The sequence below is a fragment of the Lentilactobacillus sp. SPB1-3 genome (assembly GCF_026913205.2).
Taxonomy (GTDB): Bacteria; Bacillota; Bacilli; order Lactobacillales; family Lactobacillaceae; genus Lentilactobacillus; species Lentilactobacillus terminaliae.
In genome coordinates, this window is the sequence record NZ_CP168151.1 from 1096271 (window position 1) to 1113102 (window position 16832).

Below are 16832 nucleotides of genomic sequence, written 5' to 3' on the forward strand. Positions count from 1 at the left end.
CTAAACCATACTAACAGAATGCTGTGCGATAAAAAAGATAGACAACTATATCTTTCTGCTGTTAATATAGAACGGCTATCGAAATTTTAAGGGGGGTCTACGATGAGTAAAGTTAAAAAATTATTTCTAAACCGGGTTTCGTTCGCCGACTTGTTGGTGATTGCGTTAGGAACTGCTTTATATTCTTTTGGAATCATCTACTTTAACCTTGCTAATAAATTAGCTGACGGCGGTGTAACTGGTATTACATTGATTTTAAAAGCGCTATTTAACTTTAATCCAGCCTATTCGACAATTATTGTCAATATTCCGCTGTTTTTAATTGGAATGAGATTTTTAGGAAAACGGGATATGTTTTACACTTTGTATGGAATTCTTGCCCTATCATTCTTCTTGTGGGTCTGGCAACAAATTCCCATTCATATCAATTTGCAGCATGATTTATTGCTTGCCTCTTTGGGAGCTGGGCTCTTTGGTGGATTCGGTTCCGGACTAGTTTACCGCTTCGGTGGAACTACTGGAGGTATCGATATCATTGCCAGATTGTTTGAACGATTCCGTGGTATTCAAATGGGGCAATCCCTATTAGTGATCGATGTTTTGGTTCTGCTATCTTCATTGATTTACTTAGACATTCGTCAAATGGCTTATACATTGATTTATATCTATATTTTTTCACAAATCGTTAATTTCACGCAACAAGGTGCTTATACCGCTCGAGGAATTATTATTATTAGTAACCACTCCGAAGCAATCGCAGCTTCATTAATGGAGGAACTATCTCGAGGCGTAACTTACTTGAATGCCGAGGGTGGCTATTCTCGTGATGAGAAACAAGTTATTTATACAGTTGTTTCTCCTAGCGAATTGCATGGCCTAAAGCAAATTGTCGAAGGCATTGATAAACAAGCATTTATTTCAATTATTAATGTCCATGAGGCAATTGGTGAAGGGTTCACTTACAAACGGCCCAAAAAATTCAATCTATTTAATTAAAAACATGACAAAAAAGGTAATTAGATTTTCTAAACAGAAATCTAATTACCTTTTTTCGTATTTAATCTAGTAGTCTAACTCTTCATCTAACATCGATTGCATTTCAAAGTCTTCAGGGTCTACCTTAAGATACTGTTTCAATAACTCAATTTCTTTATCACGATCACCGTTTTCTCGATAGAAGAAAATAGCATCCTTCAAGAATTTAGTATCAGTATCTAACTCACGTTCAGCAATTTGAAAATTAGTTGTGGCTCCTTTAATATCACCTTTATGACTCAATGACATTGCCAGATTGTACGACAAATGGGCATCAAACATCTCTTGATCAGCCACTGGCTTCAACAATTCGATATTCTCATCGTCTTTACCGTTATCCACATACCAGTCTGACAAACGACTCAAAATCGAAATATCATCCGGTGCAGTCTCACGGGCCTTAGTGAGGTATTCCCCAACTAGTTCCATTTGACCCGCCTGCTTGGCGATTTCACTAGCTTTGACCCATAGCTGTTCATTATATTGGTCATTTGCCAGTCCTTCTTGAACCGTGATTAATGCCTTATCTACTTGATTTTGTTCGACGTAGGCATCAGCCAAGTATGGATATAAAGAACTGTATTGAGGCTCATCTTCTCTAATCTCTTCGAAAACGTCAATTGCTTGTTGATATTCTTTCAAATTAAAGTATGTGAATCCTAATTCAAATTTGACGTCGGAATTCATATTAATAGTCTTGATTTGCTCAAGATAACCAACGGCTTGTTCAAACTTACCTGTCTGGGCGTAGGCAACACCTAATCGTTCAACTAGGTTTATTGCGGACATCTCAGTCACACCTGACTTGATTAAATCAATGTAATATTTGATTGCCTTTTGAAATTGGCGAGTGGAAAAATAGAATTCGGCAAGAGCCAACCATATTGCTGGCTCCTCAGGAGCTAATAATTGGGCTTCTAACAACTTTTGCTCGCTATTCTCAATAAGTCCCTGGGTTTGATACAAATCAGCTGAAACCATCAAAGAACTTACATATTCGTCAGAGTCTGGGCTAACAAATGATAAATACTCCAAAGCCTTATCATCATCGTCGGCATCGATTGCCAATTCTGCCAAATTAACTTTTAAAGTATCATCATCAGGATACTTTTTTAATAATTGTTCATAAATTTCTTTTGAGTGATCAGAAAAACCATATGAATACAGTTCTTCTGCTAATGAAAATAAATATTCATCAGTATCGTTTTTTAAGGCTAGTTTATAATTCTTTTCAAAATCATCTAATTGACCCTTCTCTAAAAAATCAAGGGCAGTTTGTGAATAATTCATAATGACCTCCTTAAATAAAAAAAGCCAGTTCGACAATTGCCGATCTGACTTACCAGATGAACACTATTTTACAGCATCCTTAAGCGCTTTACCAGGTTTGAATGCTGGTACTTTGCTTGCTGGAATTTGGATTTCTTGACCTGTTTGAGGGTTACGTCCTTTACGGGCAGCACGTTCACGTACTTCAAAGTTACCGAAACCGATCAATTGAACCTTGTCTCCCTTTGCTAAGCTAGCTTGGATAGAATCAAATACTGCATCTACAGCTGCTGTAGCGTCTTTCTTAGTTAAACCAGTTGCAGTTGCAACTGAGCTTACTAATTCTGCTTTGTTTGCCATAAGTGTATTCACCTCCCTCGAAGATAGGTATGTAAAACATCACAAACTTGATTCATCAAAGAATCAGAATTGCTAAAATAACGCTGTTTCCAACATCATTTCTTGTTCAAAGATAGCATAAGAATACTGTCATTGCAATGTTTTACGCCAAAATTATCATAAAATAACGATTTTTTGATAAATATACCTTCGATTTCACAAATTACTTCCGGCTGCGTTTTATAAGGTGAATTGGTGTTCCAGTAAAATCAAAATGATCTCTAATTTGGTTCTCTAAGAATCTAGAATAAGAGAAATGCATCAATTCAGGATCGTTTACGAAGATAACAAATGTTGGTGGGCCAACCGCAACTTGAGTTGCGTAATAGATTCGTAAACGCTTAGTATTAACCGTTGGTGTGGGATGAATAGCAATAGCATCCATAATGACATCGTTCAATGCTGAAGATTGAATACGACGTTCATGGTTGTCATATACTCGCTTGATCAATGTTGGTAATTGTTCAATTCGTTGTTTAGTTTTTGCTGACACGAAAATTATGGGAGCATATGCCATGTATTGGAATTCATCTCGAATAATCTTTTCAAAGTCAGTCTGTGTATGATTATTCTTTTTCAATGTATCCCATTTGTTAACAACAACGACAATTGCCTTACCAGCTTCATGAGCATACCCAGCAACTCGTTTATCTTGTTCACGAATTCCTTCTTCAGCATTAATAACGAAGAGAGCAACATCACTTTGGTCAATTGCACTCATTGCCCGCATGACAGAATAACGTTCAGTATTTTCATATACCTTACCACGCTTACGAATTCCGGCAGTATCAACCATAGTGAATTCAGTGCCATCAGCTTCAAAATGAGTGTCAATGGCGTCACGAGTGGTTCCAGCAATGTCAGAAACAATTACTCGATCCTCACCCAGCAATGCATTAACGATAGAAGACTTTCCAACATTAGGTCGGCCAATCAAACTAAAGCGAATATCACCGTTATCAGCTTCTCCTGACAAGTCTGGGAAGTTTTTAACGATTTCATCAAGTAAATCACCAATTCCTAATCCGTGGACTCCAGAAATTGGTAATGGATCGCCAACCCCCAAAGCATAAAAGTCGTAGATATCTTCCCGAGTTTCGGGATTGTCAGCCTTATTGACCGCTAGAACAATCGGCTTATCACTTTGATAAAGAATTCTAGCAACCTGTTCATCATCATCAGTTAATCCGGCTTTAGCGTCCACAATAAACACAATGACGTCTGCTTCTTCAATGGCGATTTCAGCTTGACTTCTAATCTGAGCTGAGAATGGTTGATCATCAATCTGAATACCACCAGTATCAATCATTGCGAATTTAGTAGTTAGCCATTCACCATGGGCGTAAATTCTATCACGAGTTACTCCTGGAGTATCTTCGACGATTGAAATTCTTTCACCCGCAATTCGGTTAAATATTGTTGATTTTCCAACATTTGGACGACCAACAAATGCAACAGTAGGCATTTTCATAAAAATTCCTCCTTTCCTCTTACGAAAGAAAAAGATTATCCCGCAAAACGAGGATAATCTTTTTTACTCGTACTTGTTTATTTGTTTTCTGAATCGTTAAGTTCGTTACCGATAATATCACCTAAAGTGAAACCTGATTCTTCTTCAGGAGCATTACTTGTTGAATTGTCGCTAACGGATCTATTGTTCTTTCTGTTGTTTGAACGGTTATCATTTTCTTCACTCTTAGGAGCTTCAGTCAAAGCTTTAATTGACAATGCCAAACGTTTTCTATCAGGATCTACATCAAGAACTTTAACCTTAACATTTTCACCTTCGCTCAAAACATCGCCTGGAGTAGCAATGTGTTCATGAGCAATTTGTGAAATATGAACTAATCCTTCAACACCTGGGAATACTTCAACGAAAGCACCAAAGTCAGTCAAACGCTTAACAGTACCATCAAGTACTTCACCAGCAGATGCCTTTTCTTCAATGTTATCCCATGGTTCTGGCAATGTTTGCTTAATTGAAAGAGAAATTCTGTTCTTGTCAAAATCAACTGAAAGAACCTTAACTTTAACTTCTTGACCCACTTTAAGTACATCAGAAGGTTTGTTAACTCTTTCGTATGCAATTTGAGAAACATGAACTAATCCATCAATACCACCAAGATCTACAAAGGCACCAAAGTCAGTTAAACGAGCAACTTTACCTTCCACGATGTCGCCTTCATGAAGAGTAGACATTAATTTTTCACGGTTAGCAGCATTCTTAGCTTCAAGAACTGCACGATGTGAAAGAATCAAACGGTTAGTTGCAGGATCAATTTCAATAATTTCTAATTCTAATTCTTGATCCTTGTATTCGTTCAAGTTGTCGACAAAATGATCTGAGATCATTGATGCTGGGATAAATCCACGCACACCAGTATCAACAACTAAACCACCCTTAACAACTTGTGTCACTTTGGCGGTGATAGTTTCTTTGTTATTTGATTTTTCTACTAACTCATCCCAAACTTTACGAGCTTGTAGACGACGTGATGAAAGAAGGTAACTTCCGCCTTCCTTGTCACTACCGATTCTTGAAGTGACAACTAATTGTAATTTGTCACCAATTTTAATATCTTTAACATCTTGATCAGAAGCTAGTTCACGTTGTGGAACTACTCCTTCAACACCGGCACCTTCAATGCCGACGATAAGTTGTTGGTTGTCGTCAATTGCTAAAACTTCAGCAGTAACAACATCTCCAACATTAACTTCACTCACACTATTTAAAGCATCTAATAAATCATTATTTTCGTTATTGGCGTTTTCACTCATCAAACATTTCCTCCTTGAAACAACTCTAACCCTAAGTTTATCTTATATTGGTTATAAATGCTAGTTTAATCATCAATTAGTTAGAATTGAGTTCATCTTTTATTACAGAAGCAATCTTTTCAACTACTTCTTCAATGGAAAGTGATGTGGTATCAATCTCCACTGCATCATCCGCTTTAGTTAAAGGCGAAATTTTTCTATGAGAATCTTTGTAATCACGTGCCTCTATCTCTAATTGCAATTCATCTAGAGGCGTATCGATTCCCTTTTCTATGTTTTCTTTATATCTTCGTTGAGCACGTTCTTCAACACTGGCAATCAAAAAGATCTTAACTTCAGCATCTGGAAGAACAGTAGAACCGATATCTCTACCATCCATAACAACACCGCCATTAATAGCGATTCGTTGTTGGTCAGCACTTAGTTCTTCTCTAACTGTACTAATTGCCGAAACAGCAGAAACGGAGTTGGTGACGTCTTCTTGACGAATGGCTTCGGTGATATCTTCACCATCAATGTATACGAGTTGTCCTTTGTCGCTTGGTGCAAAACTAATTTCTGAAGATCTTACGATATCAGAAATAGCAGTTTCGTTATCAAGTGAAAGACCACTTTTCAATACTTTATACGTAATTGCCCGATACATTGCTCCAGTATCTACATAAATATAACCAAATTGTTTAGCAACTAACTTAGCTACAGTACTTTTACCAGCAGATGCTGGACCATCGATTGCGACTTGTATTCCATTCTTGTGCATATTTTAAATTTCCAATCCTTAATTATTTTACCCGTAGTTTTTGACCGGGGTGTAATTGAGAGCTTGAACTCAAACCATTCATCTTCATCAACTGGTCAACAGTCAAGCCATTGTTGACGGCCACACGATATACCCCCTGCCCTGCTTGAACAGTTGCGTAGTCGCCACCAGATCCACTTGTACTGCTTGAATTAGTTCCTGAACCACTTTGTGAATCAGTAGTTGTTTGGGAATTATTTGAGTTAGTAGCAGATGCGGTACTTGAACCCGACTGACTATTTTGAGACGTTTGACCGGTGTTGTCAACATTATTGTTTGTCTGTCTAGAAGATTGGTTATTACTTGGAGAAGATGATCCACTAGTAGAATCATTGTTAGTCATCGACTGATTATCATTTGCATTTGATGATTCTTTTGGAGCAGTCGATTTTTTGGCTACACGAGGAGTGGATTCTTTAGCTGAAGTTGATTTTTTTTTTGAATCAGATTGAGAAACCATGGACACAGAAGAAGAATTATTACTAGTCCCATCTTCTCTGCCCATCGCATTTTGTTTAACCATTCCATAAGTCAATGCAATCAATGAAATGATAACTATTAATGCGACGACAACAATCGTAATTACATTATGGTTGCTGTTTTCCTTCCGGAGTTTCACTCTTGAAAGATTGCCATCTTCATCACGATCTTCAGAAAAGGTTTGATTCCAAGGTTCCTTTTCTTCAGATGGCTTTTCGTTTTTAAGCGCCATACTTTCTCCTCCTTTAGATATCTATACTAAATTTTAGCATTAAATATGCAAAAGCTGTAATTAATTTTTTGATAAAAATAGTTGATTCACAACACTAAGCCAATCTTCTGACTGTTCATCAGCTGATACTTTTTGACTATTAATTGAATGTTCATCCATAAATGTCTGAACATCTATCCAAAATTCATCATCGATATCACAACAAAAGCCTGGCTCAGATTCATATGTGGATTGAAAAGGTGTTAATAGTTTCTCTCTTCGACACGTTGTACTCATTATATAATCAATCATTTGAGCAAGTTCGACTTGGCGTTGAATTTTTCTTTTTTCAAATATTTGTTGAACTTCATTAAGTGGAACTTGATGACCAATATAATACTTGATGACTCGATATGACTCATCGTTAAATTCAACATCCGGATGCGCATAAGCATATTCTATCTCATTGCTTGTAGGAATAGTTTTATCCAATAGTCCTAAATGAATGAATCGGTCATCATCACTAAACAATGCCAAAGCGACTCCTTTTTCCCCGTCTCGCCCACACCGACCAATTTCTTGCATATAACTTTGCAAATTGGCAGGGATATGAAAATGAATCACGAATCGAATGTCTTGCTTATCGATGCCCATACCGAATGCACTAGTAGCACATATCACATCAATCTGGTCATTCATGAATTGCTGTTGGACTGAATAACGATCTTCACTAGTCATACCACCATGGTAGGCTAACACCTTCAAATTAGCGGAAGCAGCAAGCTGTTCAGCAATTTTTTCAGCCTTTACCCGACTGGAAAAATAAATGATTCCCTTACCTGATATCGTTGATAAAAATTGCTTTACAACAGCTAATTTTTCCTTTTCATCTGCCACAACTTTTGCGGCTAAAAATATATTCGGTCTATTAACCGGTTGCGATTCGATATCAACCTCGCCATTCTCAAAACCAAGCTTGCTGATTACATCTTGTTGCACTTTATCAGTTGCTGTCGCGGTAATCATTAAGGTCAGTGGCGAATTAAGTCGTGTCCTAATCCATCCTAAATCTTGATACTCAGGCCGAAAATCTGGTCCCCATTCTGAAACACAATGCGCTTCATCGACCACGAACAACGAAATCTCCAATTGCTTAAAATGCTCCAGAACGTTTTGATTGGACAACATTTCTGGCGAAATATAAATATATTTATATTGAGAAATATTATTTAAAACGATTTGTTTTTCAGAAAAAGAAAGATTAGATGTTAATGCCACCACTCTTTTTTCACCAAGATATTGCATCCGTTGGACCTGATCTTGCATTAAGGATATTAACGGTGAAACAACCACCACCGTACCAGAGTTAACTCTGCCAAATAACTGATAGATCAAAGTTTTTCCGCCACCGGTGGGAAGGATAGCAAAAACATCGTCGCCCTGTTGCAACTTGGTTAAAACCTCTAATTGACCCGGACGAAAATCGGTAAAACCAAATTCTTCATTTAAGGTTTTTAAAAGATCAACTGGCATTTTCACGACTCCTCATTATTTGATACATTCTGAACTCAAAAAAATCGATTTGTAATTTCTGAGATAGTGACTTGTCAAACTTCCATTCAAGAATTGAATCTGGAGCGAATTCATCTAATTTATTGATTAAAGATTTATTCAAAACACGGTCAAATAATGGCTGTGGATCTGGTAACAAAATGGCGCATTCTAATAAATGTTCTCGAATAGTTGTGACTTTGACCCTTCTCTTATCTGCAATGGCAATTAATGATGAGTTGGATCTAGAAAACATGTCCCACGTTACCAGCGCACTGTGAGAGATTCGGTCTCTTTTAACACCTCGGAACAGCAAATCCATACTTGAATTTTTCAAATCAATAAAGCCCTTAACAGCCAAACAATCTCCCATATAAAGCCATAATCTTACTTCACTTTCACTCATCGATACTTTATTTGCAATCTGCTTAGGTGTCTGACCGAATCTTTCATGACCAATCAATGTTTGAGCATAAAAATCCGCCAATTCTTTTGACATAGTGGAAAGTACTTTTATCCAACCATCCCTCATAAGTTCAATTAAATCGGTGGCCTTGTTTTTAATGAACCACAATTTGACTAAACTATCATTCAACATGTCAATGGATTGCGGATAATAACGATTATTTTGATAACTATATTCAGAAACTACCTGCGTTGCTAATATAATTCTTTTCTTGAATAATTCCACGTCGTACTGACCAGCTGTCTTTAAAATATCGACTTGGCCAACCGTCTGTAACAAGTCGTCTCGAGCTTGATCGCCAAGTTCAGTTAATTGGATGAAATTGTTCTCAGGCTCAATAATTAAACCCCGTTGCTTTAAATCATTGATACTTTTATTTAAATCATCTAGCGACAATCCATGAAAAGAATCCAGATAATCTAATAGTCCGTAATTAAATCCCCAAAATAAGTTAGAAACCGTTCTTTTACCGATTAAGACGTTGAAAACAGCCTTAATTCTCCGCGGTTCAGATGACGAACAAAACAACAAAATTAGCATATCAGTTTGCATGATTCTCCTAAACTAACTACCTGCCATTAAAGACAAAGTAGTTCCGGCTAAATATTTAATAAGGATTAGCCTTCCTTCAATAACTTAACTATCAACCGTATTCATACTAAAAATAGGATAACATCATTCATACATGTTCATGAAGAATATTTGCATGTAATTTCCATGAGGGCAAAATAAAAGGCAATTCATCACGCCTAAAACGTGTTTCCTTGCCAAAAATTCAATGAGACTTAATTTTGTAACTAATTTTTATTTACCGACTATGCTTGAATACCGGTAACAAATAATCCTTGAGCAGCAAAAATACAATTGATACCGTGATTCCTTTAATTATATTAAATGGCGCAACGCCATATAAAAGAATCGCATTCAATGGCATTGATAACTTTAATCCTACCAACTGCATATACATTGGTAACACGAACAGCCAGTTTAATAATGTCATCACAACTGTGATTGATAACACCATCGAGATTACTAAAGTAAGATTCTGAACCCATTTTTTTGAATTACGGGTTAAGCTAGCAACCAATTCATAACCAATAATTAAAGTGATAGAAGACACAAAAGCGGCTGCAACACCAATTAAATTAATAACCGACGCTCCGGTTGTTACCCAATATAAAGCGGCCTTTAAACCGGCAACCACAATTCCGGAAGCAGGTCCAAAAACAACGGCAGCAATCAAAATTGGAATATCACTTAAATCAATTTTCATCCACGGAACAAACGGGATAATTGGAACCGCAATAAACATTAGAACATAAGACATTGCCGATAATACCGACAACTGAACCGTCCTTGAAACAATCATTTGGTGCTTTGAACTATTTTCCATTGTAAAAACTCCCCTTAACAATGGCAATCTTCAAAAAAATCCCGACACGAGTGCCAGGACAATTGTATTAATACAATCTTCTGCATACCAGACTATACTGTCGGCACTGGAATTACACCAGTTCAACCACATTACTGTGGGTCGCGGACTATCACCGCCGGTCGGGAATTTAACCCTGCCCTGAAGACTAACCAAATTATTTAATTAATTAAAATATATCAAATTCACAGCTAAAGTCAATTTAAGTTACTTATCATTTGTAAGTTTTTTCAATTGTTCTACTTCATGCGGCTTCAAACGGCGATATTCACCAGGAGTAAGGCCATTTAAGTTCAAAAATCCGTAATCAGTTCTACTCAATTTTTGAACCGGATGACTAATGGCATCAAACATTTTCTTAACTTGATGATTTCTACCTTCATGAATAGTTAATGAAACAATTGATGACTTACCATCATCTCCTGGTTTAACCAAGCTTGCAGATGCTTTAGCGGTTTTCTTTCCATCAATCATGACACCATCACGCAATTGTTTAAGCTCTGGAATGGTAACAGTTCCCTTAACCTTAGCAACATAAGTCTTGTCAACTTCGTACTTAGGGTGGGTCAACTTATTGTCTAAATCACCATCGTTAGTTAACAATAATATTCCTGAAGTATCATAATCAAGACGACCAACGGGATAAATTCGATATTCGACATCATCAAAGAAGTCTAAAACCGTCTTTCTACCTTTGTCATCTGAAACCGTCGTAATAACACCACGAGGTTTGTAGAACAAATAATAAACTGGTTCTTCTTTTTGAATTTCAATGCCCTTGACCACAACAGTATCACTGGCCGATACCTTAGTACCAAGTTCTTTCACTACTACTCCATTGACCTTAACTTCGCCATTTGTAATGTACATCTCAGCTCTTCTTCTTGATGCAATACCGGCTTGAGCAATTGCTTTTTGTAATCTTTCCATTTATTAGTTTCCTACCTTTACTTACTATCAATTTCTCGATTAAAACGTGTCATCAATGCGTCACTTGTATCTTCAGTCAAAACTTCATCTTTCGGTAATTCTGGCAGTTCATCTTTAGACTTTAGACCAAAATAATCTAAACAATAGTTAGTAGTCCTGTATGTTTTAGGATTACCAACTTCTTTTTTTATCCCTGCCACTTCGATCAATCCTTGGTTCAATAATCGATGAATAATAGCGGAGCTGTTTACTCCCCGTATTTCATCGACTTCGATTCTAGTGATTGGTTCATTATACATAATAATAGCGATAGTTTCTAATGCGGCTTGTGATAGAACCCTAGGCTTGGCATCAACGATAAAATCAGCCACAAATTCTTCAAAATCAGTCTTGGTTTGCAAACGATAGACTTCATCACTCACAGTGATCATTAATCCTGAATTTTCATCTTTTAGTAAACTATCTTCCAATTCGGATAGAAGTTGCCGACAAGCTGGTTTTGAAAGAGAGACACTATGAGCTATTTGAGAAAGTGAAATTCCTTCGTCACCCGAAGCGTAAATCAATGCCTGCATTTTTGCAAAATCAGTTGGCACACTAAGCATCTCCTTTAGTTATGATTATCGGATCATTTTTCTGAATTTGAGTTAATTTAATTTCTTGATATTTCGCCATTTCTAAAATCGCCAAGAAGTCAGTAATGACTTCTTCAGGAGCAGCTGCTTGCTCTGTCAGGTCGTTAAAAGTTATCTGCTCAGAATTAGTCATTATTTGTCGAATAGCTTCTGTTTGACTCTCAATAGTGTAACTCCATTCATGAATCACCGTCGACATTGGCTGATTATATCGCAACCGCTTCAACGCATCGACAAAGGCAGCCATCAAATCCAATTTGTTAAACGGAGATGGTTCTTGTAACGTCTCAGGCTTAGTTCCAACAATCATTGGGGATCGAGTGTAACTCTTTCGGCGTTTAACTTCTCCTTGTCGAAAGAAATCAGCAACGTGCTTATATCTTTGATAATTCAGCAATTGATTAACCAAATCTTCTCGAGGATCTTCCTCTTCTTCATCAACATTGTCAGTAGGTGTTGGCAAAAGCATCTTCGATTTGATCATCATTAACTTAGCGGCCATCACTAAATACTCACCAACAACATTTAAATCTAACCGCTTAGCATCATAAATATATTCCATATACTGATCAGTAATTTCGGCAATTTGAATATCATAAATATCCATCTTTGTTTGCTGAATTAAATGCAACAAGACTTCCAATGGTCCATCAAAATCTGTTAAGTGCAGTTCAGGTAAACCATTTTCCGTCATGATTTAGTTTGCTCCCAACTCTTTAAAATATTGTGAGTACTAAGACTACCGACAATTTGTTTTTCATTATAATAAGCGGCTAACTCATCTAACATCTGGTTGCAACTTGACTGGGTTTGGTTTTGCGGTGTCAAAATAAATTGGTGAATCACTACTTGATCATCGTGCTCTTCAACACCTAAAAGTCCTGCCCAGTTATGAGCATCATTTTGCCAAAGTAATATTTGACGTTGATCTGACTGATCATACCATTCCATTTCCTGAGTCACTAGATCCATATTGGAAAATTCAGTTATTAAAGAGAGTAAGCCCATCGTAATTTTTTCATAGTCCTTACGATATTGATAAAGCATTTTTAAACCTCCTAGCTTCTTGGATGATATTGTTCATAAACTTTAGCCAAATGTTTTTTAGAAACATGCGTGTAAATTTGAGTGGTGGAGATATCTGAATGGCCCAACAATTCCTGAACGATTCTTAAATCTGCACCATTTTCTAATAAATGCGTCGCAAATGAGTGCCGCAACGTATGCACAGTAACATGGTGCTCAATTCCAGCCAGTTTGGCATATTTTTTGATCATTTGCCAAATAGCCTGCCTGGTCAATTGATGACCGTGCGCATTCAGGAATATTGACGAGGTATTAGTCTTATCCCGTAATAAATCAGGACGAACATCATTTAAATAACGCTCCAACCATTCTTTAGCGATATCTGAAATTGGAATAATTCTTTCTTTGTTACCCTTTCCCAACGTCTGGATCAAATTCATGGGTAAATGCAGATCAACTAATTTTAAATTGATCAACTCAGATACTCGCAGACCTGTCGCGTAGAGAACCTCTAATATTGCTCGATCTCGTAAACCTAACTTTTTAGTGACATCCGGTGTCTCTAAAAGTGAATTAACTTCATCGACTGAAAGAACGTCGGGCAAAGTTTTGGCCTGCTTTGGTGCATCAATCTTAGCCATTGGATCACTGGTAATTTGATTAAATTGGTATAAATAAACAAAGAACTTCCGCAAACTAGAAACCATATGAATAATAGTATTGCGGGATTTTTTCTGTTTTTGTAATTCTTCGAGAAGATTCAAAACATCATACTGGTCTATCTCAGCAATCTGATTCTTATTCAATGCAAAAAAATTAACAGCTTCAGTTAAATCTTGCCGATAACTGTTAATTGTATTATCAGATAGTCCTCGCTCAACTTGTAAGTAATGCAAATAGTCTTGAACTAACTCAAGCATCTTAATCCCTGTCTTTTAAAATAATTTTGCCATCTTCTTGGCTGATCAATCTTTCTTTTAATAAATGGCCTAATGCCCGCTTAAAGGCACCCTTACTGATACCAAAGAATGTTTTGATAGCTTCTGGATCACTTTTATCAGAATATGGTAACTCACCATCAGCGCTGTGTTGTAGAACAGCTAAAACCATAGCCGCGTCATCGCCAATTGCTTTATAGGCTTTAGGCTTAGTTGACATATTAATTGTTTGATCACGTAATTGGCCAATAACTCGGCCTTCAATTACTTCACCTAATCTTGGTTCTTGAACCCGTTCGTCTGGATGCAAAAATACCAATTCATAATTATCAGTTATTAATCTAGTTCCAGCCATTTTCAACCTGTAAGCAGTTGCTTTAATTGGCTTATTATTCACAACTTTTTTAGGTTGTTGGGAAATAGCTTGGAAGATTTCTTCGTCTGCTAAGTGACCCCAAATTCTGCCCTTATTATCAACACCTAAATCGATCATCAACTTATCGCCTTCTTTAGGCCATAAATTAGTCATTGTTGGTAGTTCATCCAAAGAAACTACGACGTCTTTGTTAGGTAAACCAACGTTAACAAACACTCCTAGTCCGTGATGTTGTTTAACTACTGTGGCGAATCCATAATGATCTCGTCTAATATCTGGAATTTGACGAGTGACTTGTAATTTATGTTGTTCATTCTCATAAGTAAAGCCAGTGAACATTGATCCTAATTTCAAAGGCTTTTGGATTTCTTCTTTTGATAACATGAAGGTTGTTCCTTCAATTTGGACAAAGTAACTTTCATCATTTTCATCAGTTACCTTACCGGTTAAAACATTTGCTAATAATTCGTTCATATAAATCTCCATTCAAGATGTTATTCCATTTCATTTTACACGCTTTTTCATGTGAGTGCTAATTCCTTTACTCTAAAGCAATTTAGTCAAATAGGCAAACAAAAAAAGTGGAATGGAGAAATCTCCATTCCACTTTCAAGTTTAATTAGTAGTGATTAGATTGAGCTTGAGGCACCATGGTAAATTACACCACGACGTGAGTCAACTGTAATCAATTCACCATCAGAAATCTTGCTAGTAGCGTTAGCTGCGCCAACGATAACAGGAATTCCCATTGAAATACCAACAACGGCTGCGTGTGATGTTAAACCACCATTTTCAACAACAACTGCTGAAGCTTTTTCAATAGCTGGTAAGTAATCTTTATCAGTTGAGCTAGTTACTAAAATGCTTCCTTCAGTAACTTTGTTGTTAGCATCTGAAGCACTCTTAGCTAAAACAGCTTTTCCGATAACAGTCTTGTCACCAACACCTTGGCCTTGAACTAACTTTGAGCCGATCAATTGAACTCTCATCAAGTTAGTAGTACCACTTTCACCAACTGGAACACCGGCAGTAACGATAATTAAATCGCCTTCCTTGGCTAAACCAGTTTCAACGGCTTTCTTTGATGCAAGATCAAAGATTTCGTCTGTGCTCTTAACTTCATCAACAAGTACTGGATGAACACCCCAGTTAACCATCAAACCACGACGAGTTCTCTCATCGAAAGTGATTGCTAAGATGTCTGCATCTGGATGGTACTTAGAAATCATACGAGCAGTGTAACCTGAACGAGTAGCAGCAACGATAGTGTGGATGCCAAGTTCCTTAGCAACACGAGCAACTGAGTCACCGATTGATTCAGTAACATCACTAGCATCGAACTTAGGACGTGGAGTACCGAAGTCAGCAAAAGCATTTTCAGCCTTAACATCGATTCTTGCCATAGTAGCAACAGATTCAACTGGGTAGTCACCGTTAGCACTTTCACCAGAAAGCATAGTTGCATCAGTACCATCAAAGACAGCGTTAGCAACATCAGATGCTTCGGCACGTGTAGGACGTGGGTTTTCTTGCATTGAGTCAAGCATTTGTGTAGCAGTAATAACTGGCTTGCCTAATGCGTTACATTTTTTAATTAAAGTTTTTTGTACCAAAGGTACATTTTCAGCTGGAATTTCAACACCCATGTCTCCACGAGCAACCATCAAACCATCTGAAACCTTGATGATTTCATCAAAGTTGTTGATACCTTCTTGTGATTCGATCTTAGGGAAGATTTGAACATGTTCCATGTGCTTTTCTTCAAGTAATTCACGGATATCCATAACATCTTGAGGTTTACGCACGAATGAAGCAGCGATAAAGTCAATATCGTGATCCAAACCAAAACGAATATCACTTGAATCTTTTTCAGTGATACCAGGTAAGTTAATTGAAACACCTGGAGCGTTAACACCCTTACGTGATCCAAGAAGACCATCGTTTTGAGCAGTAACAACTAACTCACGGTTAGCTTCGTCTTTTTCTTCAATCAATGTGTCCAACAAACCGTCATCGAATAAAACGTGACCGCCAACATGAACATCATCAAACAATCCTGGGTAAGTAACAGCGATTTTTTCTTTAGTACCTTCAAGACTGTCATCCATTGAAATACGGAAAGTATCACCAGTATGGAATTCAAGCTTGCCGCCCTTTTCCACAGTGGTACGGATTTCAGCACCCTTGGTATCAAGCATAATTCCAACTGTCTTACCAGTCTTCTTTTCTGCTTCATGGACATTGTTCATGCGGCCTTCATGTTCTTCATGATCACCGTGTGAAAAGTTAAATCGGAAAACGTTTGCGCCTGCTTCGATTAGTTGAGTAATTGTGTCAACGTCAGTACTTGCTGGTCCAAGCGTACTTACGATCTTAGTTTTCTTCATAAGAAATATCTCTCCTTGTTTGATGGACACCCAGTCAAGTGATTATTAAAATCACCGTCGACTAGGTTCCCAAATTGATTTCACAGATTATTTTATCACTTTTAAACCGCAATGTCTGCC

The 16832-nt window shown here is 37.2% G+C and carries 17 protein-coding genes and 1 riboswitch; of the genes, 1 reads left to right on the forward strand and 16 read right to left on the reverse strand.

Translation table 11 applies throughout. The annotated features are described in order from the left end of the window. Nucleotides 1-102 precede the first annotated feature (102 nt). Nucleotides 103-996, forward strand: coding sequence for a YitT family protein (locus tag O0236_RS05510; RefSeq protein WP_268913107.1), 894 nt, complete (start codon nt 103-105; stop codon nt 994-996). Between the two features lie 66 nt (nt 997-1062). Here O0236_RS05510 and O0236_RS05515 read toward each other — a convergent pair whose 3' ends face one another. From O0236_RS05515 to pyk, 16 genes are all read right to left on the reverse strand, one after another. After that, the gene (locus O0236_RS05515) at nt 1063-2325 is read right to left on the reverse strand and encodes a tetratricopeptide repeat protein (RefSeq protein ID WP_268913108.1); all 1263 of its coding nucleotides are present in this window, start codon (nt 2323-2325) and stop codon (nt 1063-1065) included. Nucleotides 2326-2388: 63 nt separating this feature from the next. Further along, on the reverse strand, nt 2389-2664 hold the full coding sequence (locus O0236_RS05520; RefSeq protein ID WP_125008188.1) for an HU family DNA-binding protein: 276 nt from the start codon (nt 2662-2664) through the stop codon (nt 2389-2391). 202 nt (nt 2665-2866) lie between these two features. After that, the gene (gene der / locus O0236_RS05525; protein ID WP_268913109.1) at nt 2867-4174 is read right to left on the reverse strand and encodes a ribosome biogenesis GTPase Der; all 1308 of its coding nucleotides are present in this window, start codon (nt 4172-4174) and stop codon (nt 2867-2869) included. 77 nt (nt 4175-4251) lie between these two features. After that, nucleotides 4252-5481 carry a 30S ribosomal protein S1 gene (rpsA, locus tag O0236_RS05530; protein ID WP_268913110.1) on the reverse strand — a complete coding sequence of 410 codons (1230 nt, stop codon included), beginning with the start codon at nt 5479-5481 and terminating at the stop codon, nt 4252-4254. A gap of 76 nt (nt 5482-5557) precedes the next feature. Then, complete coding sequence (gene cmk / locus O0236_RS05535; protein WP_268913111.1) at nt 5558-6241, reverse strand: (d)CMP kinase; 684 nt, start codon at nt 6239-6241, stop codon at nt 5558-5560. 22 nt (nt 6242-6263) lie between these two features. Then, nucleotides 6264-6992: a LysM peptidoglycan-binding domain-containing protein gene (locus O0236_RS05540; protein ID WP_268913112.1), complete on the reverse strand. Its 729-nt coding sequence runs from the start codon at nt 6990-6992 to the stop codon at nt 6264-6266. 60 nt (nt 6993-7052) lie between these two features. Then, a complete protein-coding gene (locus O0236_RS05545; protein WP_268913113.1) occupies nt 7053-8504 on the reverse strand; it encodes a RecQ family ATP-dependent DNA helicase in 1452 nt (483 codons plus the stop codon). After that, entirely contained in the window at nt 8494-9540 is a 1047-nt protein-coding gene (locus O0236_RS05550) for a helix-turn-helix domain-containing protein (RefSeq protein ID WP_268913114.1), read from the reverse strand. Before O0236_RS05550 ends, O0236_RS05545 begins: the two co-directional genes overlap by 11 nt. 256 nt (nt 9541-9796) lie before the next feature. Beyond that, nucleotides 9797-10381, reverse strand: a complete 585-nt coding sequence (locus O0236_RS05555; protein WP_268913115.1) for an ECF transporter S component — start codon at nt 10379-10381, stop codon at nt 9797-9799. 71 nt (nt 10382-10452) lie between these two features. Then, nucleotides 10453-10573: riboswitch (FMN riboswitch) on the reverse strand. A 54-nt stretch (nt 10574-10627) separates the two neighbouring features. Beyond that, nucleotides 10628-11350, reverse strand: coding sequence for a pseudouridine synthase (locus tag O0236_RS05560; RefSeq protein WP_268913116.1), 723 nt, complete (start codon nt 11348-11350; stop codon nt 10628-10630). A gap of 17 nt (nt 11351-11367) precedes the next feature. Beyond that, entirely contained in the window at nt 11368-11955 is a 588-nt protein-coding gene (gene scpB / locus O0236_RS05565; RefSeq protein WP_268913117.1) for an SMC-Scp complex subunit ScpB, read from the reverse strand. Then, entirely contained in the window at nt 11948-12679 is a 732-nt protein-coding gene (locus O0236_RS05570; protein ID WP_268913118.1) for a segregation and condensation protein A, read from the reverse strand. Before O0236_RS05570 ends, scpB begins: the two co-directional genes overlap by 8 nt. After that, nucleotides 12676-13032, reverse strand: coding sequence for a reductase (locus O0236_RS05575; protein WP_268913119.1), 357 nt, complete (start codon nt 13030-13032; stop codon nt 12676-12678). Before O0236_RS05575 ends, O0236_RS05570 begins: the two co-directional genes overlap by 4 nt. Before the next feature lie 11 nt (nt 13033-13043). Continuing rightward, nucleotides 13044-13931 (reverse strand): site-specific tyrosine recombinase XerD, encoded by an 888-nt coding sequence (xerD, locus tag O0236_RS05580; RefSeq protein ID WP_268913120.1) that lies wholly within the window; start codon nt 13929-13931, stop codon nt 13044-13046. 1 nt (nt 13932) lies between these two features. Next, complete coding sequence (locus O0236_RS05585) at nt 13933-14799, reverse strand: S1 RNA-binding domain-containing protein (RefSeq protein ID WP_268913121.1); 867 nt, start codon at nt 14797-14799, stop codon at nt 13933-13935. Nucleotides 14800-14954: 155 nt separating this feature from the next. Beyond that, on the reverse strand, nt 14955-16712 hold the full coding sequence (gene pyk / locus O0236_RS05590; RefSeq protein WP_268913122.1) for a pyruvate kinase: 1758 nt from the start codon (nt 16710-16712) through the stop codon (nt 14955-14957). Between the last annotated feature and the right edge of the window lie 120 nt (nt 16713-16832).

Bases quoted from the DNA above. Each gene is read 5' to 3' on its own strand.
- O0236_RS05510 (WP_268913107.1), top strand. From the start codon at position 103: ATGAGTAAAGTTAAAAAATTATTTCTAAACCGGGTTTCGTTCGCCGAC.
- O0236_RS05515 (WP_268913108.1), bottom strand. From the start codon at position 2,325: ATGAATTATTCACAAACTGCCCTTGATTTTTTAGAGAAGGGTCAATTA.
- O0236_RS05520 (WP_125008188.1), bottom strand. From the start codon at position 2,664: ATGGCAAACAAAGCAGAATTAGTAAGCTCAGTTGCAACTGCAACTGGT.
- der (WP_268913109.1), bottom strand. From the start codon at position 4,174: ATGAAAATGCCTACTGTTGCATTTGTTGGTCGTCCAAATGTTGGAAAA.
- rpsA (WP_268913110.1), bottom strand. From the start codon at position 5,481: ATGAGTGAAAACGCCAATAACGAAAATAATGATTTATTAGATGCTTTA.
- cmk (WP_268913111.1), bottom strand. From the start codon at position 6,241: ATGCACAAGAATGGAATACAAGTCGCAATCGATGGTCCAGCATCTGCT.
- O0236_RS05540 (WP_268913112.1), bottom strand. From the start codon at position 6,992: ATGGCGCTTAAAAACGAAAAGCCATCTGAAGAAAAGGAACCTTGGAAT.
- O0236_RS05545 (WP_268913113.1), bottom strand. From the start codon at position 8,504: ATGCCAGTTGATCTTTTAAAAACCTTAAATGAAGAATTTGGTTTTACC.
- O0236_RS05550 (WP_268913114.1), bottom strand. From the start codon at position 9,540: ATGCAAACTGATATGCTAATTTTGTTGTTTTGTTCGTCATCTGAACCG.
- O0236_RS05555 (WP_268913115.1), bottom strand. From the start codon at position 10,381: ATGGAAAATAGTTCAAAGCACCAAATGATTGTTTCAAGGACGGTTCAG.
- O0236_RS05560 (WP_268913116.1), bottom strand. From the start codon at position 11,350: ATGGAAAGATTACAAAAAGCAATTGCTCAAGCCGGTATTGCATCAAGA.
- scpB (WP_268913117.1), bottom strand. From the start codon at position 11,955: ATGCTTAGTGTGCCAACTGATTTTGCAAAAATGCAGGCATTGATTTAC.
- O0236_RS05570 (WP_268913118.1), bottom strand. From the start codon at position 12,679: ATGACGGAAAATGGTTTACCTGAACTGCACTTAACAGATTTTGATGGA.
- O0236_RS05575 (WP_268913119.1), bottom strand. From the start codon at position 13,032: ATGCTTTATCAATATCGTAAGGACTATGAAAAAATTACGATGGGCTTA.
- xerD (WP_268913120.1), bottom strand. From the start codon at position 13,931: ATGCTTGAGTTAGTTCAAGACTATTTGCATTACTTACAAGTTGAGCGA.
- O0236_RS05585 (WP_268913121.1), bottom strand. From the start codon at position 14,799: ATGAACGAATTATTAGCAAATGTTTTAACCGGTAAGGTAACTGATGAA.
- pyk (WP_268913122.1), bottom strand. From the start codon at position 16,712: ATGAAGAAAACTAAGATCGTAAGTACGCTTGGACCAGCAAGTACTGAC.